The 21,306-nt window shown below is 71.5% G+C and carries 17 protein-coding genes and 1 pseudogene; 4 read left to right on the top strand and 14 right to left on the bottom strand.

Translation table 11 applies throughout. The features are described 5' to 3' along the window. Positions 1-147 precede the first annotated feature (147 nt). The 4 genes and pseudogenes from QMG73_RS15410 to dacB all read right to left on the bottom strand — a co-directional run bounded on the left by QMG73_RS15410 (position 148) and on the right by dacB (position 5,244). Entirely contained in the window at positions 148-1,704 is a 1,557-nt protein-coding gene (locus tag QMG73_RS15410; protein ID WP_281895983.1) for a gamma-glutamyltransferase family protein, read from the bottom strand. Between the two features lie 80 nt (positions 1,705-1,784). After that, positions 1,785-2,744, bottom strand: a pseudogene (tilS, locus tag QMG73_RS15405) (tRNA lysidine(34) synthetase TilS); the annotation flags it as partial. After that, positions 2,745-3,797 carry a zinc-dependent metalloprotease gene (locus tag QMG73_RS15400; protein ID WP_281895982.1) on the bottom strand — a complete coding sequence of 351 codons (1,053 nt, stop codon included), beginning with the start codon at positions 3,795-3,797 and terminating at the stop codon, positions 2,745-2,747. A 40-nt stretch (positions 3,798-3,837) separates the two neighbouring features. Then, entirely contained in the window at positions 3,838-5,244 is a 1,407-nt protein-coding gene (gene dacB, locus QMG73_RS15395; protein WP_309299478.1) for a D-alanyl-D-alanine carboxypeptidase/D-alanyl-D-alanine endopeptidase, read from the bottom strand. A gap of 347 nt (positions 5,245-5,591) precedes the next feature. Here dacB and QMG73_RS15390 point away from each other — a divergent pair, with 347 nt between their 5' ends. Continuing rightward, positions 5,592-6,095, top strand: a complete 504-nt coding sequence (locus QMG73_RS15390) for an inorganic diphosphatase (RefSeq protein WP_281895978.1) — start codon at positions 5,592-5,594, stop codon at positions 6,093-6,095. Between the two features lie 214 nt (positions 6,096-6,309). On the opposite strand, the gene eccD is transcribed toward QMG73_RS15390, so the two are convergent. After that, on the bottom strand, positions 6,310-7,818 hold the full coding sequence (gene eccD, locus QMG73_RS15385) for a type VII secretion integral membrane protein EccD (RefSeq protein ID WP_281895975.1): 1,509 nt from the start codon (positions 7,816-7,818) through the stop codon (positions 6,310-6,312). A gap of 61 nt (positions 7,819-7,879) precedes the next feature. Between eccD and eccCa the strand changes: the two genes are divergently transcribed. Together eccCa and mycP are read left to right on the top strand one after the other, a co-directional pair. Next, positions 7,880-11,674, top strand: a complete 3,795-nt coding sequence (eccCa, locus tag QMG73_RS15380; RefSeq protein ID WP_281895973.1) for a type VII secretion protein EccCa — start codon at positions 7,880-7,882, stop codon at positions 11,672-11,674. 106 nt (positions 11,675-11,780) lie between these two features. Beyond that, positions 11,781-13,034 (top strand): type VII secretion-associated serine protease mycosin, encoded by a 1,254-nt coding sequence (gene mycP / locus QMG73_RS15375; RefSeq protein ID WP_281895972.1) that lies wholly within the window; start codon positions 11,781-11,783, stop codon positions 13,032-13,034. A 74-nt stretch (positions 13,035-13,108) separates the two neighbouring features. Here mycP and QMG73_RS15370 read toward each other — a convergent pair whose 3' ends face one another. Genes QMG73_RS15370 through QMG73_RS15345 form a run of 6 tightly spaced genes read right to left on the bottom strand, consistent with a single transcriptional unit; the run spans position 13,109 to position 18,298 of the window. Continuing rightward, positions 13,109-14,287: a MarP family serine protease gene (locus QMG73_RS15370; RefSeq protein WP_281895970.1), complete on the bottom strand. Its 1,179-nt coding sequence runs from the start codon at positions 14,285-14,287 to the stop codon at positions 13,109-13,111. A 43-nt stretch (positions 14,288-14,330) separates the two neighbouring features. Further along, positions 14,331-15,002, bottom strand: coding sequence for an NUDIX hydrolase (locus QMG73_RS15365; RefSeq protein WP_281895969.1), 672 nt, complete (start codon positions 15,000-15,002; stop codon positions 14,331-14,333). 14 nt (positions 15,003-15,016) lie between these two features. After that, positions 15,017-15,604 carry a TlpA family protein disulfide reductase gene (locus tag QMG73_RS15360; protein WP_281895968.1) on the bottom strand — a complete coding sequence of 196 codons (588 nt, stop codon included), beginning with the start codon at positions 15,602-15,604 and terminating at the stop codon, positions 15,017-15,019. Next, entirely contained in the window at positions 15,601-16,377 is a 777-nt protein-coding gene (gene nth / locus QMG73_RS15355) for an endonuclease III (protein WP_281895966.1), read from the bottom strand. Before nth ends, QMG73_RS15360 begins: the two co-directional genes overlap by 4 nt. A gap of 27 nt (positions 16,378-16,404) precedes the next feature. Then, a complete protein-coding gene (locus tag QMG73_RS15350) occupies positions 16,405-17,595 on the bottom strand; it encodes a CapA family protein (protein WP_281895964.1) in 1,191 nt (396 codons plus the stop codon). Positions 17,596-17,635: 40 nt separating this feature from the next. Next, entirely contained in the window at positions 17,636-18,298 is a 663-nt protein-coding gene (locus QMG73_RS15345; RefSeq protein ID WP_281895962.1) for an adenosylcobinamide amidohydrolase, read from the bottom strand. Between the two features lie 134 nt (positions 18,299-18,432). Between QMG73_RS15345 and QMG73_RS15340 the strand changes: the two genes are divergently transcribed. Beyond that, on the top strand, positions 18,433-19,110 hold the full coding sequence (locus tag QMG73_RS15340) for a Crp/Fnr family transcriptional regulator (protein ID WP_173057568.1): 678 nt from the start codon (positions 18,433-18,435) through the stop codon (positions 19,108-19,110). Positions 19,111-19,303: 193 nt separating this feature from the next. On the opposite strand, the gene QMG73_RS15335 is transcribed toward QMG73_RS15340, so the two are convergent. From QMG73_RS15335 to QMG73_RS15325, 3 genes are read right to left on the bottom strand one after another with little or no spacing between them, the layout of a single operon-like run. Continuing rightward, positions 19,304-19,651 (bottom strand): PRC-barrel domain-containing protein, encoded by a 348-nt coding sequence (locus QMG73_RS15335; protein WP_281895958.1) that lies wholly within the window; start codon positions 19,649-19,651, stop codon positions 19,304-19,306. 16 nt (positions 19,652-19,667) lie between these two features. Continuing rightward, entirely contained in the window at positions 19,668-20,036 is a 369-nt protein-coding gene (locus tag QMG73_RS15330; RefSeq protein WP_281895957.1) for a PRC-barrel domain-containing protein, read from the bottom strand. After that, entirely contained in the window at positions 20,033-21,262 is a 1,230-nt protein-coding gene (locus QMG73_RS15325; protein WP_281895956.1) for an NRAMP family divalent metal transporter, read from the bottom strand. The genes QMG73_RS15330 and QMG73_RS15325 overlap by 4 nt, the downstream gene beginning before the upstream one ends. Between the last annotated feature and the right edge of the window lie 44 nt (positions 21,263-21,306).

Below are 21,306 nucleotides of genomic sequence, written 5' to 3'. Positions count from 1 at the left end.
ATTCGTCGTCGATCCTGACGTAAAGTGCGGTCGCGAGGGTGTCCAGATCGACGTGCACGTGGCCTCCATGGTCATCGTTGCTCAGCAGCGTCGATCATGGATGCCCTCGCGTCTGTTTGCTGTCCCCTATCCCTTGGAATCGATCATCTAGTACCCGAGCGCGGACCCGTCGGCGCGCGGTTCCGATCCGGCGACGTAGCCGCCGTCCAGCAGGCGCCAGATCGCCTGCCCATAACCGAAACCCGTCGGTTCGGGCTCCACGCGTACCTCATGGCCGCGTGAGCGCAGCTGCTCCAGTACGGCCGGCCGCGCCAGCCCCTCCTCGACCAGTACCGTCCGGCCCGCCTGCCACCGCCAGCGCGGCTCGGCGAGCGCCGCCTGCGGGTCCAGCCCGCGGTCCAGAGTGGACGAAATCACCTGGAGATGGCCCTGCGGCTGCATGTGCCCGCCCATCACCCCGAACGGCCCCACCGGCGTCCCGCCGCGCGTCAGGAACCCGGGGATGATCGTGTGGAAAGGCCGCTTGCCGGGCCCGACCGCATTGGGGTGGTCCGGCTCCAGCCGGAATCCGACACCCCGGTTGTGCAGGCCGAACCCGAATCCGGGCAGCGCCACGTACGACCCGAAGCCCATGTAGTTCGACTGGATGAGGCTCACCATCATGCCGCCGGTGTCGGCGGTGGACAGGTAGACAGTGCCGCCCCGCACCGGCTCGCCGGGACCGGGCAACGCGGCCCGTTCGCCGAGCAGCGCCCGCCGCGAAGCCAGGTACTCCGGTGTGAGAAGCGCAGCCGTCGGCACCGCCATCGCCGCGGGATCGGCGACGTACGCGAACGTGTCCGCGAAACCCAGCTTCATCGCCTCGATCTGCCAGTGCAGCCGATCGGCCAGGGGCATCGCGGCCAGGTCGACGCCGTCCAGCACGCCGAGGGCGAGGAGCGCGGCGACACCCTGCCCGTTGGGAGGCAGCTCCCACACCTCATGTCCCCGGTAGGTGACGGACACCGGTTCGACCCACGTGGAAGCGTGCGCCGCCAGGTCCGCGGCGGTCAGCAATCCACCTGTACCGCCAGCGTGTGCCGCCAGGGCGGAGGCGATCTCGCCCCGGTAGAACGCGTCAGCGTGTGTCTCGGCGATCAGCCGGAGTGCCCGTGCCGCCCCGGGATTCCGCCAGCGCTCCCCCGCGCGGGGTGCGCGACCGGAGACCGTGAACACCCGGCCCCACTCGGCGAACTCCGGCCCGCGTAGGGCGCTGTGCTCGGCTACCGCCCCGACCCAGGCGCGCGCCACCTCGGGCGAGACCGGATAGCCACGCTCGGCGTACTCGACCGCGTCCGTGAAGAGGTCGGCGAACGGCAGGGCGCCGAAGCGCTCGTGCAGGTCACGCCAGGCGGCCGGCGCTCCGGGTACGGTCACCGGAAGCCAGCCACGCTCCGGCATGCGCCCGCCCAGCCGGTCGAGGGTCAGCGCCGCCGGCGACCGTCCCGAGCCATTGAGCCCGTGCAGCCGCTCACCGTCCCATACGATCGCGAAGAGGTCACCGCCGATGTCGTTCGACGTCGGCTGTACCACGGTCAAGGCGATCGCGGTGGCCAGGGCCGCGTCGACGGCGTTGCCACCGCGGCGCAGCACCGCGAGGCCAGCGCTGGCGGCAAGCGGTTGGCTGGTCGCGACCACTCCGCGCGGCGCGAATACCGGCTTCACAAAAGCAACCCCTCAGCCGGCGACGACCCGGACGGCGCCCCGTCCGCCAGCGACGAAGCCGTCTTTCCGGCCCGCGATGAGGCCGTCAGGTGTGTGCCGGCGCGCGAGACCGCGATCCCGCCCGGCAGATGCGTCGGGCCCTGGCCGCGCCACGCCGTGACCAGCGCGTCGAGCGCGGCCACGTGGCGGTGAGAGAGGGCGGCTGGGCGGGCGCCGAGCTCACGGGCCCAGGCGTGCAGCACGCGGGTGCGCAGGGCGCGGGGCAGCTCCGCGAGGGCCGGCACCGAGAGTGATCCGTCCGGAGTGCGGGCCGAAGCCAGCGCCGCGGTCGCGAGCGAGTCCAGCGCCGCGGTGTCGTCCGCGAGGAGCGTGGCGGTGCGTGCGAGGTTGCCGACGACGCCCGGGCCCAGGGCCGCCACGAGCGCGGGCAGCGCCCCGTGCCGCACCCGGGACCGCGCGTAGCTGGGGTCCGCGTTGTGCGGGTCCTCCCAAGGGCTAAGGCCGAGCGCCGCGCACGCCTTGCGGGTGTCCTCACGCGACACGTCGAGCAGCGGGCGCAGCAGCGGCACCCCGCCTACTTCGCGCCGTGCGGGCATCCCGGCCAGCCCGCGCGGGCCGGCGCCCCGGGCAAGCGCCAGCAGCACCGTCTCGGCCTGGTCGTCGCGGGTGTGCCCGAGCAGTACCGCCTCCGCGCCGTGCCGGGAGGCCGCGTCGAGCAGGGCCTCGTAGCGGGCTTCGCGGGCGGCCGCCTCGGGGCCTCCGGGCCGCCCCGACACGTCGACGGTGGCCACCTCGGCCGGTGCCAGCCCGGCGTCACGCGCCCAGGACACCACGGCTGCCGCGCGCTCGGCCGAACCGGGCTGCAGCCCGTGGTCGACGGTCACCAGGCCGGCGCGTGGCGCGACGAAGGCGGCCGCCGCCGCGAGGGCCAGGGAATCAGCGCCGCCAGAGCACGCCACCAGCACGTGTCCGCGTACACCTCGCAAAGCATCCCGGACCGCGACGCGGATCGCGGCGACCGGCGGAGAGATAGTGGCCATCTACCCTGCGGCTGGGTGGACGCGCGCGACCCAGGCGTCGGGGTCGCCCAGCTCTTCAAGCCGCGGCAGGGTGAGCGGCGAGCTGAAGATCTTGTTGAAGCCTTCCATGCCGACCCGCTCGACCACCCCGTGGACGAACTTGCGGCCCTCCGCGTACTGGCGCATCTTCACCTCGATGCCGAGCACCTTGCGGATCGCCTTTTCGAGCGGGTTGCCGGCTTCGCGGCGACGATTGAACTTGGCACGGATCTGCTCGACACTCGGGATCACTTCGGGGCCCACGCCGTCCATCACGAACTCGGCGTGCCCCTCCAGCAGCGTCATCAGCGCGGTGAGGCGGTCGAGCACGGCGCGCTGGCCGGGCGTCTGCACCAGGTCGAGCACGCTGAGGCGGCTGTCGGGATCGCGCACCGCCTCGGAGAGCGTGGCGATGCTGCGCCGCACCCGTTCGAGGAAGTGCTCGCCGCCCGCCTGCGACGCGTCGACGAACGCCTGCACCTCACCCAGGAAGTGCCCGCGCATCCACGGCACCGCCCCGAACTGCGTGCGGTGCGTCACCTCGTGCAGGCACACCCAGAGCCGGAAGTCGCGCGGGTCGGCCTGGAGCTTGCGCTCGACCTCGACGATATTGGGCGCGACGAGCAGCAACTGTCCCGGGTCGGACGAGAACACCTCGTACTGCCCGAGCACCCGCCCGGACAGGTATCCCAGCACGGTGCCCGCCTGCACCCCGGTGAAGCGCGATCCGATCGCGTCGGTGAACGCGCCCGGCTGCTTGTCACCGGCCAGCCGGTTGACCAACGGGGTGACCACCTCACGGAGACCCGCGATATTGACGGCCGCCCAGTCCTTGCGGTCGACTATCCGCACCGGTGGATGCCCGACCTGCGAGCGCAGCCCGGTGTATTCCGCCACGTGTCCGGCCGCCTCATCGGTGAGCCGCCGCAGGTCGGCGACGACATCGCTGGCCTCGTCGTACGAGACCCGCGGCCCGGACTTGCTCAGCGCGCCAGCGGTAGCGGCGGCCAGATCCCAGTCCACGAACTGCGCCATCACCCCACCGTACCCGCGCTCTGCTAGCTGGCTCGCTCGCTCACGCGGCACACCCGCAGCCGGCCAGCGCGTTCGGGATCCTGTCGAGCCGCGTCTCGGCCTCGTCCTTGCCAAAAGGCACCTTGTCGGCGAGCACCGCGAACGCCAGCAGCCGACCCTGGGCGGTCACCACGACGCCCGAGATGGAATTCACCCCACCGAGGGTGCCGGTCTTGGCGCGGACCACGCCCGCGCCCGGACCGCCGGGCGCCGGGCTCCGGAAGCGGTCGCGCAGCGTGCCGGACCAGGCGGCGACCGGCAGGCCGCTGATCACCCCGGCCAGCTCCGGGTGGGAACCGTCCGCGGCAAGCTTCAGCAGGTCGGTGAGCAGCGTGGGAGTAAGGCGGTTCTTTCGGGACAGCCCGCTACCGTCGGACAGCGCGGCCTCCGCCGTGGGCAGACCGAGCTGATCGAGTACCGCCAGCGAGGCGACCCCGCCCCCGGTGTACGAAGCGGGTTGGTTGCCGGCGATCGCGACCTGCCGAGCGAGGTACTCCGCCACGACGTTGTCGCTGTCGGTCAGCATGAACTCGACCAGCCGCAGGATCGGCGGCGACTCCACCTTTCCAAGGACCGTGCCCGGAGCGGGAGCGGCGCCACCCGGAGTAGGGGTCGCGTCCGAGGTGGCCGGCGCCGTCCCCTTGCTGACCGCCTTCGTGGAGACACCCAGCGCCTTGGCGAACGCCTGCCCAGCCACGAGGTCCGGCGACTCGTACCGCTTGGCGTACCCCGTGGCCTGCTTGGGATTGATCCGCGCGCCGTTGATGGTGAGCGCCGTGGTGGCTGCGCCGAACCCGCTGGTCGGGATGTCGGCGTCCCAGGTCGGCTCGAACACGGGCCCGGCGAACAGGCTGCCGTCGACGATCACCTTGGTCGGGGCGGTGCCGCCGAGCGCCTCCTTGACCTGCTTCGCGAGCTGGTCGAGGCGAGCGGCGCCCGGGTAGGTGCCGGTGCCGTTGACCGCGAGCGTCGGGTCGCCACCGCCCACGATCACCACCTCACCCGGATTGGCACCGGCGACCACGCGGGTCTCGATCCGGTACGTCGGCCCGCGCGCCGACAGCACCGCCGCGGCGGTCACGATCTTGGTAGTCGAGGCGGGGATGGTGACCGTGTCCGGCCCCCGGGAGTACAGCGACTCGCCGGTCGCCACGTCGACGACCGAGAGGTGCGTACGTCCACCGAGTCCCGCCGAGGCGACAATCGGGTCCAGCACGGCACTCACCCCTGCCGCGCTCGGCATCGGGGCGTCCGTGGCCGAGGCGACCAGCACCGGCGACGGCTCGGGCTCGGGCGTCGAGGCGGCAGCACTGGGAGTGGCGGCGGTGCCCTCACCGAGCCAGCCGGCGACCGGGCCGGGCCGGACGATGACCGTGCCGGCGGTCCCCAGTGCGAGCAGGCCGACCACGGTGGTGGCGGCGAGGAGCCCCCGCCTGCTCTTCTTCGGCGCGACCGGCGGACCACTCTGCGGCTGTTGTGCCGTTTTCGGAGCCTGCGACGATGGTGGTGTGGGCGGCCAACCGTCAAACGAGGGCAGCCGGAGCGTCTCCTGATCCTCGGCGACCGGAGGTGTCGGGGGAATGCGAACGGTCTCGTCCCCGGGGCCGTACTGTGAATCTTGCCTCGGCACCCGGCCCCTCCTCCCGTCCGTGATCCGGTCTAGGCGACACTACTTGCGTCCGAACACTATGCGGCGTTGGCTAGTCGGAACGCGTGGGGCAACACGCGTCCGCCTGGTCTGTAGGGGAGCGTGAGATGGATTTCGACGTCACGGTTGAGATCCCGAAGGGTCACCGCAACAAATACGAGGTGGACCACGTTACAGGCCGCATCAGACTGGACCGGACACTCTTCACCGCGACCCAGTACCCGGCCGACTACGGTTTCATCGAGGGCACACTGGGCGAAGATGGCGATCCGCTCGACGCGCTCGTCCTCGTGCAGGAACCGACATTCCCGGGCTGCCTGATCCGCTGCAGGACGATCGGGATGTTCCGGATGAAGGATGAAAAGGGCGGCGACGACAAGGTCTTGTGCGTACCGTTCGAAGATCCGCGTCAGGAGCACCTGAGGGACATTCATCACCTGGGAGAATTCGACCGGCTGGAGATCCAGCACTTCTTCGAGGTCTACAAGGACCTCGAGCCCGGCAAGTCGGTAGAGGGCGCGACCTGGGTAGGCCGCGTCGAGGCCGAAGCCGAAATCCGCGCCTCCCGCCGCCGCCACGAACTCTCCCACCCCACCCCCCCAGTCGAATAACCCCCGCGCCGCGCGCCCTTCGGCCGATCAAGGGCGAATGCACGCGGTTGGATCTCTTTTCACGTGCGTTTGCCCTTGATCAACGCGATCGCCCTTGATCGACGAGCGGCGCGCCGCTCGCGCGCCTAGCGCGCCGCCCCACGCCGGCACGGCGCGTACCGGCGCCGGTGTGGTTGGGGCCGGGAGCGTGGGGTGGTGTTAGGGAGCTGGTCTCTTAGGTCACGAGTGTGCGGGCTAGGTCGTAGAGGCCCAGTACCGCGAATGTGATCGGGACGGCGGCGACGACGGTCGCGGTGTCGAGTAGGTCGGCTGCCCGGCCGATGTATGGGGAGGGTGGTCGGTGGGCGTACGTGCGACCCGCTGCGACGCTGGCCGCCGCCGCGAGCGCCCCGCCAACGGCGACGATCTCCAGCACCGAGGGGGCGGCCGATGCCAGCAACACCGTGGCCGGGGCGGCGAGACCGGCCAGTCCCGCGGCCGCCAACGGGATCCGCTGCCGGACGGCGGCGAACAGCCTCGCGCGGAGCAGCAGCGCCACACCGGAGACCGCCACCAGCGACCGTGCGGCAAGGCCGCCGCTGATCACTAGCACGAGCATCGCACCGGTCGCGAGGACCGCGTACCCGACCAGTGTCCCGGTCAACAATTCTTCGGCACGCGCGACAGCCGCGAACACCCGCGTGCTCGCCCCTCCGGAAGGCCGTCCAGGGCCCGGAGCGGCTGGCGGCCGTGCGTAGCCGGCGCCGGACGGTTGTGGAGCGGCGCTCGACCAGCCCGGGGTTGATGAGCCGGGCCACGGGGTCTGGTCGTCGGGCCAGGGCTCGGTGGACGGGGTGGGTGGGAGGGTGAGCGGTGGGAGGGGGAGGCGAGCGAGGCGGATGGTCGCCAGAGGGAGCAGGCCGACGCCGCAGACCAGTACGGTCAGCAGGATCGCGGCGATGTCGTCGGGTGGTAGCGCTGGGGCGGTCAGCCCGACGAGTGCACCGAACGCGCCGACCAGCGCGGCCGCGGCGCAGACCCGCAGCTCGGCGGCCACGATCACGGCCGCGATCAGAGCCGCCACGAGCAGCCCCACCGAGCCGCCGACCAGCCCTCCGGCGCCGCCCACCAGATCGGCGACGCGGTCACGCAGGGCACCGCCGTCGAGACCAGGTCGCGGCGTGGCGATGTAGACGCCGGCCGCGTAGGCGTACGGCATCGCGTAGGCGGTCAGCGCGGCGGCAACCGGGCGGTCGCGGTGGACTCGTGAAGCGACGGCGGCCGTCACGAGCAGCACCGTGGCGGCGGCCGCTGCCAGTACGCCGGAGGCGACGCGGGCGACCGCGAACAGGCCGGCGGCCACGGGCAGGGCGGCGAACGCCAGACCGGCCACCCGGGTAGCGCCCGGCGACCACGAGGCGCCCCGCTGGCCGGCACCGTCGGCGATCGCTTCCACGACGTCGTCGTACCGGATCTCCGTCCACTGTAGGCGCGCCGGCACCAGGAAGAGGAGCGCGCCGTCGCGTACACCTTGCGGGTGAAGGGCCTGGCCCACCGACAGTGGCGCGCCGTCGGCGCGGCGCAGGACCCATCCGCCATGCCGTTCGCCGTCGTCGGCGAGACCGTCACCGGCGTGGCGCAGCACCTCGGGAAGCAGCTCAGCGAGCGGTACGTGCGCCGGCAGCGCCACGTCGAGCTTGCGACGCGGCGTGCTGATCGTGACCCGCGCGAGTCCAGCCATCATCGATGGGTCCTCCATCCGCGAGCACTTTACCTACGATGAGCGATGGGGAGGTGACCCTCTGATGAGCACTGTCCAGTTCAGACGGAGGGCGCGGCGTCCCGCGCCTCGGATTCCGGCGGGTGACCTGCGCATCGACCCGCCTCCCGAGGTGCCGGGCGAGACGGGCGGGCGTTGGCAGCAGATGTTCGTGGTGCTGCCGATGGTGGGCGGCGGCGTCGCGATGGCGATGATGATGGGTCACGGCGGCGGCGCGTATTCGTACGTGGTCGGGGCGATCTTCGGCGTCTCGTCACTCGCGATGCTGGCGTCGTGGGGCGGCACACCGAGGCGAGCGGAGATGACCGCCGCCCGCCGCGACTATCTGCGCCACCTCGGCACCCTGCGGCGCCGGGCCCGTGACACCGCCGCCCGCCAGACGGCCGGCCTGCTGTACCGGCACCCCGATCCCGATCACCTCTGGTCCACAGTGGCCAGTTACCGGCTCTGGGAGCGGCGCCCGGCCGACTCCGACTTCGCGGTCGTACGGGTCGGGCTGGGCCCGCAGACCCTGGCGACGCCACTGGTGGCGGCGGCGACCCGGCCGTTGGAAGACCTCGAACCCATGACCTCCGGTGCCCTACGCCGCTTCCTCGACACGCACGCCGTGGTGCCTGACCTGCCGGTGGCGCTGACCTTGCGCGGGTTCGCTCGCGTGCACGTCGTCGGGGCGTCGAGCCGAGCGCTCGTCCGCGCGATGGTCGCTCAGCTGTCGGTCTTCCACGCACCCGACGACCTGCGGATCGCGCTGTGCGTGGCACCGGATCGGCGTGTCCGGTGGGAATGGGTCAAGTGGCTGCCGCACATTCAGCACCCGAGCCGCACCGACGCGCTGGGCCCGGTGCGGCTGGTCGCCTCGTCGGTGGCCGATCTGGCGCGGCTGTCGCACGACCTGATCGGCAGCCGGCCGCGCTTCGGTGCCGGGCCAGCCGCGGAGGGTCCGCACGTCGTGGTGGTGCTCGACGGGGCGGATGGCGGCTTCGGCGACGGCGGCGTCGATGGCGTATCCATTGTGGACCTCGACACACCGCCGTCCCGGGTTCTCGACAGCTCCACCGTGGTGCTCACCATCGATTCGGCGCGACAACTCGTCTCGTACACGATGGAAGGCACGGCGGAGGTCGGTGTCGCCGACGGCCTGGACCTCGTCGCGGCTGAGGCGCTGGCGCGGCGCCTCGCGCCCGTGCGGCTGACCGGTTCGGCGACGGCCGAGCCCTTGCCTGGCGCGGAGCCCGGCGCGGCTGACCTGCTCGGCATCGATCCGGAAACCTTCGACGGCTGGCTGCCACGGCCCGACCGCGACCGCCTGCGGGTTCCGATCGGGGTCAGCGCCGAGGGGACGCCGGCCATCCTCGATCTGAAGGAGTCCGCGCAGGATGGCATGGGACCGCACGGGCTGTTGATCGGCGCGACCGGCTCGGGAAAGTCGGAGCTGCTGCGCACGCTGGTACTCGGCCTTGCCGCCACACACCCGCCCGACGTGCTCAACTTCGTGCTGGTCGACTTCAAGGGCGGCGCCACGTTCGCGGCGCTCGACCGGCTGCCGCACACCGCCGCGATGATCACGAACCTGGCCGGTGATCTGCCGATGGTCGACCGCATGGTCGACGCGATCAACGGAGAGGTGCTTCGCCGCCAGGAGTTGCTGCGGCGCGCGGGTGACCTGGTGAGCCTGCGCGAGTACGAGAGCGCACGCGCCGGCGGTGCCGCCCTCGCACCCCTGCCCACGCTGCTGATCGTGTGCGACGAGTTCTCCGAGTTGCTGGCCGCCAAGCCCGACTTCATCGACCTCTTCCTCCAGATAGGACGGTTGGGGCGGTCGCTGGGCGTGCATCTGCTGCTCGCGTCGCAGCGGCTCGAAGAGGGGCGCATGCGCGGGTTGGAGACGCACCTGTCGTACCGGATCGGGCTGCGCACGTTCTCGGCGCTGGAGTCACGGGCGGTTCTCGGCGTGCCGGACGCCTACGAGCTGCCTCGCTCGCCCGGTCACGGATACCTCAAGGCGGGCACCGAGCCGCTGGTGCGGTTCCGCGCCGCCTATGTCTCCGGGCCGTTACGCCGCGCCGCCGATCCGCAGCGGGACGGGCGGGCCGGGCGTCCACGCGTGCTGGCCTTCGGCACGCATTTCGTACCGGCGCCCAAACCCGCCACCCCGGCGATCGAGAGCGGCCGCACGCTGCTCGACGCGCTGGTCGACCGGCTGGCTGGCGAAGGTCCGCCGGCGCACCAGGTATGGCTGCCGCCGCTGTCGCGGTCGCCGGGGCTCGACGAGTTGCTCGGTTCGCTGGTCAGCGATCCGGTGCGCGGGTTCACGTTCGCCAACCCGGCGTTGCGCGGCGCCTTACAGGTGCCGGTCGCGATCCTCGACAAGCCGTTGGAGCAGCGGCGCGACCTGCTGTGGCTGGCGCTCGACGGCGCGGCCGGGCACGTCGCCGTCGTCGGTGGACCGCGAAGCGGCAAGTCAAGCCTCCTCGCGACACTGGTCTGCGGTCTGGCGCTCACCCATACGCCCGCCGAGGCGCAGGTCTACTGCCTGGACTTCGGTGGCGGCACGCTGGCCGCGCTCCGCGCGCTGCCGCATGTCGGCGGGGTCGCCGGCCGGCACGACGTCGAAGTGGTGCGCCGGACGGTGGGTGAGATCGCCACGCGGCTCGCCGACCGCGAACGTGGCGAGCCAGTCGACGGCCACATCCTTCTCGTGATCGACGGCTGGACCACACTGCGCGGCGACTACGACGACCTGGAGCCCGCGATCACCGACATCGCGACCCGGGGCCTGGCGTACGGGGTGCACGTCGTGGCAGCCACCTCTCGCTGGCTCGACTTCCGGCCGGCGATCCGCGATCTCTTCGGCTCACGCCTCGAACTGCGCCTCGGCGATCCGGCCGACTCGATCGTCTCCCGCAAGGCCGCGCTCAATGTGCCAGAAAAGACACCGGGTCGAGGGCTCACCGCAGCCGGCCTGCACTTCCTGGCCGCCCGCCCGGCACTAACCACACTCGACGGCGACCCCGAGGCATTGGTGCGCACGGTCGCCGCCGGCTGGTCGGGTGCTCCGGCGCCGCCGGTGCGGCTGCTGCCCGCCGTGGTGCCGTACGCCGACCTCGACCTCTCCGCCGGCTCTGGGCTGACCCTCCCCATCGGAATCGCCGAGGCCGACCTGCGCCCGGCCGAAGTGGACTTCGGCGCCGAGCCGCACTTCCTGCTGTTTGGCGACGCGGAGTGCGGCAAGTCGGCCTTCCTGCGGGCGCTCGCCACGTCGGTCACCCGGCGTTTCACGCCGGAACAGGCCAGGCTCATCCTGATCGACTATCGCCGCAGCCTGCTGGGCGCCGTCGAGGGCGAGCACCTCATCGGGTACGGGACGTCCGCCGTCACCACCAGCGAATTGATCGAGTCAGTGGCCGGGTACATGCGGCGGCGCCTGCCCGGCCCCGACGTCACGCCTCGGCAGCTGCGCGAGCGCTCCTGGTGGACTGGTCCGGAGCTGTTCGTACTGGTCGACGACTACGACCTGGTGGCCACCGCGCCGGCAAACCCACTGCTGCCACTGCTGGAGTACCTGCCGCAGGCCCGCGACATCGGCCTGCACCTGGTGCTGACCCGCCGCTGCGGTGGTGCGGCGCGGGCGCTGTACGAGCCGGTCGTGCAGCGGCTGCGCGAGCTGGCGTCACCCGGTCTGGTGATGTCCGGTGACAAGGACGAAGGAGCCCTCGTCGGCACCGCACGTCCGACTACGCTGCCACCAGGCCGCGGGCGTCTCGTCACGCGGAAGAAGGGAGCACGCCTCGTTCAGCTGGCATTTCTTCCCCACGAGTGATCTTCTTCCGTCAGCGGATTACCCGGGGTACCTGAACGCGGTAACCTCCCTCCAACGACTTTGTCGGTCCGGACCTATATACCGGCCTGACTGGAGGCCATCTGCGATGAGGCTGTGGAGCCTTCGCTGGGGCGCCGTTCCGCGGTTCGTCGGGGCGGCGCTCGTCGCCGTCGGTGCGACCGGCGCGCCCGCGATCGCCGCTACGCCAGCGCAGGCTGCCAGCACAGTCCAGCGCCGCGACACCGTCCGCGAAGACCAGTGGCAGCTCACCGAGCTGCGCGCCACGCACGCATGGCGATACGCGACCGGGTCCAACGTCACCGTCGCGGTGATCGACTCGGGTGTCGACGGCAGCCACCCTGACCTCGCGGGCCAGGTCCTGCCGGGCATCGACCTCGTGACCGGCAGCGGCGATGGGCGCACCGATCCGGTGGGGCACGGCACCACCGTCGCCGGCCTGATCGCCGGGCGCAACGATGACCGCGACGGGGTCATGGGGCTGGCGCCGCAGGCGAAGATCCTGCCCGTCCGGGTCCTCGACGCCGACAACCGGTACGACGACGCGCTGATCGTCGCCAAGGGCGTCCGGTGGGCGGTCGACAACGGCGCCGAGGTGATCAACCTTTCGCTCGGCGGCAGCGGCAACAGCCCGGCACTGGCGGCCGCCATCGACTACGCGTTCGCTCGCGACGTCGTCGTGATCGCCTGCACCGGCAACGTCGCGCCCGACGCGCCCGCCGAGGTCTGGTACCCGGCTCGCGAGCCCGGCGTCATCGCGGTTACCGGTCTCGAACGCGAGACCGAGGGCCTCTGGTCCGGCTCCATCACCGGCCCCGCCACCGTGCTCGCCGCCCCCGCCAACGGACTGGTCGGCGCCCGGCCCGGCGGCACGTGGAAGGTGCAGGGCACGAGCTTCGCCGCCCCGCTGGTGAGCGCCACCGCCGCGCTGGTCCGTGCCAAGTGGCCCGAGATGACCGCCGGCACCGTCGTCAACCGGCTCATCAAGACCGCCGACGATCTGGGTGCGGTGGGCCGCGACGACCGGTTCGGATACGGCCTGGTCGACCCCGTCGCCGCGCTCACCGTCGGCATGTCCACGGTGGAGCGCAACCCGCTCGACAACAATGCCCCGCCCGGCGTCGCCGGATTTGGCGCCGCGCCTGGCATCGAGGCCGCCGGCGGCACCAGCGGCAATCACCAGACCGGTGGCCAGGCGCCCGGCTCCAACGCGGGCTGGTCGGCGGAGCCGGTCGGCGAGGTGGAAGAGTCGCGCCGCGGGCTGCTCGCGGGCGGTCTGATCGCGCTCGGGGTGATCGTGGCGGGCGCCTTCACGGTCCGCCGCTTCTTCCGCACCCGCTAACCGCAACGGCGTGATCAGGGCGTCCCTCAAGTTGCTAGAGCGCCTTCAGGGACGCCCTGATCACGCCGGGTGGGTTAGGCGCAGGCGCCTGTGCCCGTGGCGCGCGTGCGAGACAGGCCCGCCGTCGCCACCGGGGAAGCCTCCTTGGCGCTGACCGCGAACCCGGTGTTCCGGTCGTCGGCGGCCGCCGCGAAGATTACCCCGATCGCTTGGCCGTTCGTGCCCACCAGCGGGCCACCCGAGTTGCCGCTCCGCACGAGCGCCCGGATGGTGTAGATCTCGCGGGTCACGTCCTTCGAGTCGTAGATGTCCGGCCCGGTGATGTCGCCGAGGTCGCGGACGCGGGCGGACTGCGCGTTGAACGGTCCGTCGAGCGGGAACCCGAGCACGATCGCGTCCGCGTTGGCCTGGGCCTCCCGCTGCGCGAACGGCATCACCGGCGCGTCCAGGCCCGGCACGTAGAGGACGGCCAGATCCCGGTTGGGGTCGTAGACGACCACCCGGCCGTCGAGCTTCTCGTCGCCGATCTCCACCTCGATCGAGCGGGTGCCGGCGACCACGTGTGCGTTGGTCATGACGCGCTCTTTGGCGTACACGAAGCCGGAGCCCTCGATGCGCCGGGAGCAGCTCGGTGCGGTGCCCAGGACCTTCACCACCGACGGCCGCGCGTTGGCGACCACCCTCGAGCCGGCGAGACGCGGGTCGGGAGCCGCCACTTCGCGCGCCCGGGTGGGCGACAGCTCGCCGAACACCTCGGGGAAGCCCTGCGTGTCGACGGTCTCGCGGAGGGCCTGGGAGAGGGCTTGGGCCTGCTCGGGCATGACGCGGTTGACGCCGTGCAGGATCGCGCTGTTGCGGACGGAGCTGGCCAGCCAGGGCAGCGATGACGTGCCTAGCGGCACCGCCACGAGCCACGCGACCACGAGTACGGCCAGCACCGAGACCACGGCACCACCGGCGTCGTCGGCCCGGCGGCCGGCTGGGCTGGTGATGGCGTGCCGGAGATGGGTGCCGAGCCAGCCGGCGAGGGCCTGCCCGAGCACCGCGAGCCCGAAGATGGCGATAAGAGAAACGACGACGCGCACGGCGTCGTCGGCGAAGCGCTGGGCTACGAAAGGCCCGAGTTGGAGCCCGATCAGAGCGCCCCCGAAAAACCCGGCGAATGACAGCGCACCGATGACAAATCCCTGTCGGTATCCGCTGATCGCGAACAACAGCATGAGCAGCACAAGGGCGACATCGATGGCGGACACGCGTCAAGGGTACGGGGGTCTCGCGAGTACCGGCGCCGACGCGCTAGGCGGGTACGTCTTCGGTGCCGGTGGGCGGCGGGCTGGTCGGCATGTCGGCGATCCGGTCGCGTGGCCAGGGCCGGGCCCAGCCGGCCATCTCCAGGAGCGCGGAAAGGACCCCCGCGGTGAAGCCCCAAACCAACATCCCGCGCACCTGGAACGCCGGGCCCATCCAGCCACTCGGATGACGGATCTGCAGCCGATTGTCCGGGTCGACGAGCTCAGCGATGGGGAGGCGCGCGACATGCGCCACCTCGGCCGGATCTTTGGGGTGCACGGCATGCGGTGCGTGCCACCACGCGAGCACCGGCGTGACGACGAAGCCGCTGACCGGTATCCACAGCGGAGGCAGGTCGGCGAGCACGGTGACGGTGGCCGGGTCGAGGTCGACCTCCTCCTGCGCCTCGCGCAGGGCGGTGGCGACCGCGTCGGCGTCGCCCGGGTCGCTCGCCCCGCCCGGAAACGCGGGCTGCCCCGCGTGGGTGCGCAGCGTCGCCGCCCGCTGGAGCATGAGCACATCGGGCTCGCCGTCGTGCTCGCCGAGGAGGATGAGGACGGCGCTCGGCCGGCCGCTGTCGGTGGGCGTGGGCAGGCGCGTGAAGTCTTCGACCCGAGCGTCCCGGAGCCGATCGAGCAAGGGCGCCAACCAGTCCGGCGTCCCGTTACCGTCAGTCATGGAAGCGCCGTCAGTCATGGAAGCGTCACCCCGAGATGCCGGGCGGCCAGGGTGGCGAGCGTGGCGTCGTCGAGCGCGGCCTCGTTGTAGAGGTGCCGGATCTTGCCCTGCTGGTCGACGAAGAGCGTCAACGGCAAGGGGCGCCCGGAGAGCTTGATGCGGAACCGCTCCGACCGGTCGTAAAGGTTGGGGTAGGTCACCCCGAGGTCTTCGGCGAGCGACCCGCCCGCCTCGCGGGTGTCGTGGGTGTCGATGCCGATGACGTGGACCTTGCCGGCGGCGCGGTCGGCGAAGCGCTGGAAGGCGGGCAGCTCCTCGCGGCAGGGCGCGCACCATGAGCCCCACAGGTTGACGATGGCCGGCCCGCGGATGGCGCTCACCTGGACGGTGGCGTCGCCGGTGAAGCAGGGCAGCGCGATGTCGGGCAGCGCTGCCGCGGCGGCCGGAGCCGGACCCGGGCTGGCGGTCGCCTGTGCCGGTGGCGCGGTCAGCGCTGCGCAGTCGGCGAACGGTGCCGGTGCGGGCTCCGGCGGCGGCTCAGGGTCGTCGGTGCACCCGGCGACGAGCAGCGTCGCGACCAGGAAGAAGGCGGCTCGCTTCACGGTGCCTCCGGCTCGGTCACCGCCTTGGCGGGCACCAACTCCGGGTCGACGCCGGCCGCGGCGGCGAGCTCGCGGGCGCGCGGGCCCTTGAGGAGCTTGGCCGCGGCGGCGGCCTCGGTGGGGCCGGTGCCATACGCCGGGCAGAGCTTGGTGAGGGTGCAGGCGCCGCAGGCCGGCTTGCGGGCGTGGCAGACCCGCCGGCCGTGGAAGATCACCCGGTGCGAGAGCATCGTCCACTCGCGCTTCTCGATCAGCGCTCCGACGGCGTGCTCGATCTTGACCGGGTCGGACTCGGCGGTCCACTCCCACCGACCCACGAGCCGCTGGAAGTGCGTGTCGACCGTGATGCCCGGCACGTCGAAGGCGTTGCCGAGCACGACGTTGGCCGTCTTGCGACCGACGCCCGGCAGCGTGACCATCTCGGCCAGCGTGCGCGGCACCTCACCACCGAACCGGTCACGCAGGGCCGCCGACAGCCCCATCACCGACTTGGTCTTGGCCCGGAAGAACCCGGTCGGCTTGAGAATCTGCTCGATGTCTTCGGGGTTGGCCGCTGCCAGGTCGTCGGGCGTGGGGTACTTGGCGAACAGCGTGGGCGTCGTCAGGTTGACCCGGACGTCGGTGGTCTGCGCCGACAGCACGGTCGCGATCAACAGCTGGAAGGCGTTCTGGAAGTCGAGCTCGCAGTGCGCGTCGGGGTGGGTCTCTTCCAGCAGGCGCGCCATCTTCCGGGCGCGCCGCTTGCGCGACAGGTCACTCTCGGTACGGGCCACGGCGAAAGAGTACGCCGACGCTCCGACTCAGCCGGCCGCCGGAGCGGTGATCTTGCCCTTGCCGTCGAGCTTGGCGCCGGTGGTCGGGAAGTCAGCCTTACTGAGCTGGCCCACCTGCTTGGCGCCCCGGTGCGCGTTGTCGATCGTCGGCAGGCCCGCGCTGTTCATCGCCGTCGAGATGAGCTGGCCGCTGGCGAAGGTACCGTCTGGCTTCACCGAGACCTTGAGCACACCGCCCAGCCCGAGCACGCCGTTGCTGCTCAACGTCTTGCCGCCGCCCGCGAAGTTGCCCAGGCTGTACGCGATCAGCCGGTCCTTGTAGAACTCCATGCCGCGCAGCACGTGCGGACCGTGCCCCACGATCAGGTCGGCACCTGCGTCGATCATGGCGTGCGAGAACTTGACCGGGTCGCCCCGGTTTTCCCCGAGGTAGAGCTCGGTGCCTGGCTTGACGTGTGTCTGGTCGGCGCCTTCGGCGCCCATGTGCACCTGGACCACCACGACGTCGGCCATGGTGGCGGCCTTCTTGATGACCTCGGTGGCCTCGTCGATGTCGGTGAGGCTGTTCGACCACGGGTACGAGGAGAAGCCGGCCACGGCCACCGATACGCCCTCGACGTCGACCACGGTGATCTCGTCAGGCGCCCCGGTGTGCCGCAGACCCTGGGCCTTCAACGCCTTCTGGGTGTTGCGGTATCCCGCCGGGCCGTAGTCGTTGCCGTGGTTGTTGGCCTGGTTGAGCAGTTCGAAGCCGGCGTCCTTCAGGTGTGCCGCGTACGAGGGCGGCGCCCGGAACTGGAAGCACCTCGTGGAGTTGGCCCCGCACTTGCCAGCCCCGGTGTCGTCGGTGAGTGGCTCTTCGAGGTTGCCCATCACGAGGTCGGCCGCGAGCGCGGACTTGACCGAGTTGAAGAAGCCCTTGCCGCCGTTGGCGGGCAGCCTGCTGGGCGCGTTGCCCATGATGATGTCACCGGTGGCCGACATGGAGATGGTGGCCGGAGACGCCTCGGTGGACTGCGACGGGGAGGGCTCGGTCGATCCGGAAGGCTCGTGGACCGCGCTGCCCTGCCAGAGCGTCGACCCCGATCCGGAGTCGCGGTTCGCGACGAAGGCCACGGCGCCGAGACCGGCTCCGAGCAGCACCGCGACGACCGCGACCACGGCGAGGATGGGACGCCGTGTGCGGCCGGAACGTTCGTGCAGCCCGGGGTGACTCATCGTTCCGCGACGATACCGGCCAGCTGCAAGGGCCTGCGAACTACAGATTTCGGTCGGACCAGGGCATCCCGGTCCCCCTGCCCGTGCCACCACCTGATCGGACGGCCGAGTGGACCGAACGGGCGATCCGGGCTCCCCACTCCGAACGCGGACCGCCGTAGGCGGCAACCGGGCCGTCGGGCGGGCACACCACGCACACCGCGTCGGTGGGCGTACCCGTCGCCGCGAGACCGAGGTCCCACAGCGCCTGTGCCTTCGCCTCGGTAGCGGTGGCGACCGCGTTGACCAGCGCGGCCTCGGACAGCCGGGCTGGCACTGAGACCACGATGTTGACCGTGCCGACACGGGGTGAATCGGCACGAATCGCCGCCGCCCAGACGGGGTCACCGAGCCCGACGGTGGCCCACACGCGGACCCCCTCGTCGACCGCAGTGACGACCTCGGCCACGTCGACGCCGGTCAGCAGGCCGATGCCGGGCCCCTCGAACCCCAACTCGGCGGCCAACTCGGCCAGGTGCACGTCTGGATCGTCCCGGTCGTACCACATTGGTACCGTTGCGTTGATGATCCACTGCCGGAGCCCGATGCCGCCGCCGAGCGGCGCGGACGAGATGGCCAGCAGCGGGCGGCCGATCCGCCAGGTCAGCAGCGGAATGTCGCGACCGTTCTCAAGACGGTCTCCAAGGATTGGCTCCGGCACCACCCGCCGCACTTTACGATCAAGTTTCCGGGGGTGCACGCCCGAACCTCGCCGACGTGCGCCTAGACTTACTGCGCGCGCCGACTAACCGGCCGAATTGCCGGTAAGTGACAGGAATGCGCAGGCGGAGGTGCGGTATGGACGAGGTACTGGCCCGCAGTGGGATCTTCCAGGGCGTCGACCCGGAGGCGGCCGAAGCGCTCGCCAAAGAGATGGAGACGATCGAGACCCGTAAGGGCGAGGTCGTCTTCAACGAGGGCGAGCCCGGCGACAGCCTCTACATAGTGCTGTCCGGCAAGATCAAGCTTGGTCGGCGCGCCGCCGACGGCCGGCAGAACCTCATCTCCGTCATGGGCCCATCCGACATGCTGGGCGAGCTCTCGCTCTTCGACCCCGGCCCGCGCACCGCGACGGCCACCGCCGTCACCGACACGCGCCTGGCCCGCCTCCGCAAGCAGGCGCTGCGCCCGTGGCTCAACAACCGGCCGGAGATCGCCGAGCAGCTGCTCCGGGTCCTGGCGCGCCGGCTGCGCCGGACCAACGACGCACTGGCCGACCTGATCTTCACCGACGTTCCCGGCCGCGTGGCGAAAAACCTGCTCCAGATGGCCGGCAGGTTCGGCACCCGCGACGGCGGCGTGCTCCGGGTGACCCACGACCTCACCCAGGAGGAGCTGGCCCAGCTGGTCGGCGCCTCCCGCGAGACCGTCAACAAGGCCCTCGCCGACTTCGCGTCGCGCGGGTGGCTGCGCCTCGACGGCAAGAGCGTGATCATCCTCGACCCGGAGCGGCTCGCCCGGCGCGCCCGCGTCTAGGCGCGACCAGCCAGGATTCAGAGATTTCGAGCTGCCGCGACGCTCGTCGCGGTAGCTACCGCTGCTCCCGCGGCCTCGCCCTTCGCGTCCCCACGACCAACCCCGTCCGGGGTTGACCGTGAATCGCGGACGGTGCGGCCGCGGGAGCAACGATCTTGCGCGCGGCGGACATCGCGGCAGCTCAAAAGGTGTGTCACGGCGTCGCCGGCAGGTCGTATGCCGCCGACAGGGCGCGCTTCGGCAAGCGGCAGTGCACGACGCCAGCCACCGGGTCCCAGCGCACGTCGGCCCAGCGCACCCCGTGGGCGCCGTGGCTGAGCCGGCGCACGATCGCCCGGATCAGCCACGGCCCGATGTCGGGTCGCCGCTCGTACCCCCAGAGCCGCACGTGCCGGCGCGGCGCCACGATCAGCCCCGCGACGCGTATCCGCGTGTGCAGGTGGCCCTGCGGAGGCCCGTCCTGCGCCAGCCGCACGTCTTCCACGACACCGATGCGCTCCCCGTCCGGTCCGTACACGGGCGCGCCGATCAGCTCACTCACGCGTGTCAGCGGAGGCTCACTCATCTGACTCAACGGAGGCTCCCGGTATGCGGGCGACGACGTGGTCACGAATCCAGTGTTCCGAGCCGGGCGGGGGTCGACGGGTGCCGAGCCGCACCGCGCTGCCGATCTCGGTGACCTCTTCCAGCGGGATGCGGACCGGCTCGCCCCGCCCCTGCAGCCGGACCAACAGCCGCCCGAACCGTCCACCGACCCGCCGGCCGAGCGCGGCCGGGCCGACGAGGAGCGCGGCGAGGTACAGGCCGCCCTCGCCGTCCGGAGCCAGCTCGACGTCGTCGACCTTGCCGACCATCCGGCCGTCCGGGTCGATGATCTGCCGGTCCAGCAGGTGCAGGTGGGCGTCGTACGCCCTGCCACCGCTCATCCGCCCGCTCCCGTCACGATCATGAGTGGGATGGCGGCGAGCGAGGCGACCAGCACGATGCCGAGGTACACCGTGCCGACCGTGTTCGCGAACCGCCCGTTGGTGTGCTCGCCGAGGTAGTCCGGATCGTTGGCCACGACCAGGATCGGCAGGTAGGTCAGTGGCAGCGCCGCCGCCGAGAGCACGATGGAGTACTCGGTGACCAGCACGGGGTCCACAGTGGTGCACAGGATCAGTACGCCGGTGAGGATCGTGAGCAGCACCGTCACGTGAAAGCGCGACGCCTCCCGGGGCCGCACGTACTTGCCCCACTGCCACCCGAAGTACTGCGCCACCGTGTACCCGCACGACAAGCCGGTCTCCAGCGCGGCGCCGAAGGTGGCCGCGAAGATGCCGATGAGCACCACCGCGAGCCCCACCTTGCCCAGCGACTCGGTGACCGGCGTAACCAGCTGGTCCAGGGTCTCCACCTCGACACCGCGCGGCAGCAGCACGATGGCGGTGGCCGCCATGATGCAGAGCGAGAGCAGGCCGCCCAGCGGAAAGCCGATGAAGACGTTGGCACGCATGGTGCCCAGGTCCCGGCGCGACCAGTGCTCCTCGACCCCGCCCGAGGAGAAGAAGAACACCTCGTACGGCGTCATCGCCGCGCCGAAGAGCGCGATGCCCCAGAACGCATAGGTCGGCCAGCCTTCGCTGCCGTCCGGTGCGGGATGGGTCGCCTGTGTCCACAGTGCTCCCCAGTCCGGCCCGAGCTGCCAGACGGCCACGCCGAAGGCGAGCAGGCACAGCCCGAGCAGCCCGAAGATCTCCTCCATCCGCTTGAACCGGACCCGCCAGATCACCACCCAGACCGCGAACGCCGCCAGCGGTACCCACAGCAGGTAGTGGACGGAGCTGGCCAGTTCGAGCGCGAGGGCGACACCACCGATCTCGGCGGTCAGCGTGAGGAAGGTGATGAGGAACGACGCCAGCAGGTTCGTGACGCCCCAGCGCGGGCCGAGGCGCTCGCGCACGATGTCGAAGACCGGGCGGCCGGAGATGGCGGCCACTCGCCCGCACATCTCGGCGTACACGCAGATGCCGCCGATCCCGACGATCACCACCCAGGCGAGGCTCAGCCCGAACCGCGCGCCGACAAGACCGTTGGCGACGAGGTCCCCGATATCGACGAAGCCGCCGATCGCGGTCAAAATGCCCAACGTGATCGCGAGCAGCCGCTTCACGCCCTGATCATTCCCGGCAGCGACTCTCCAAAAACAAGCAGGCT

Origin of the sequence: Phytohabitans aurantiacus (assembly GCF_027923225.1) — a bacterium.
GTDB lineage: Bacteria > Actinomycetota > Actinomycetes > Mycobacteriales > Micromonosporaceae > Phytohabitans > Phytohabitans aurantiacus.
Note: the sequence above shows the minus strand (reverse complement) of the source record. Positions and strands in the feature narration are given on the sequence as shown.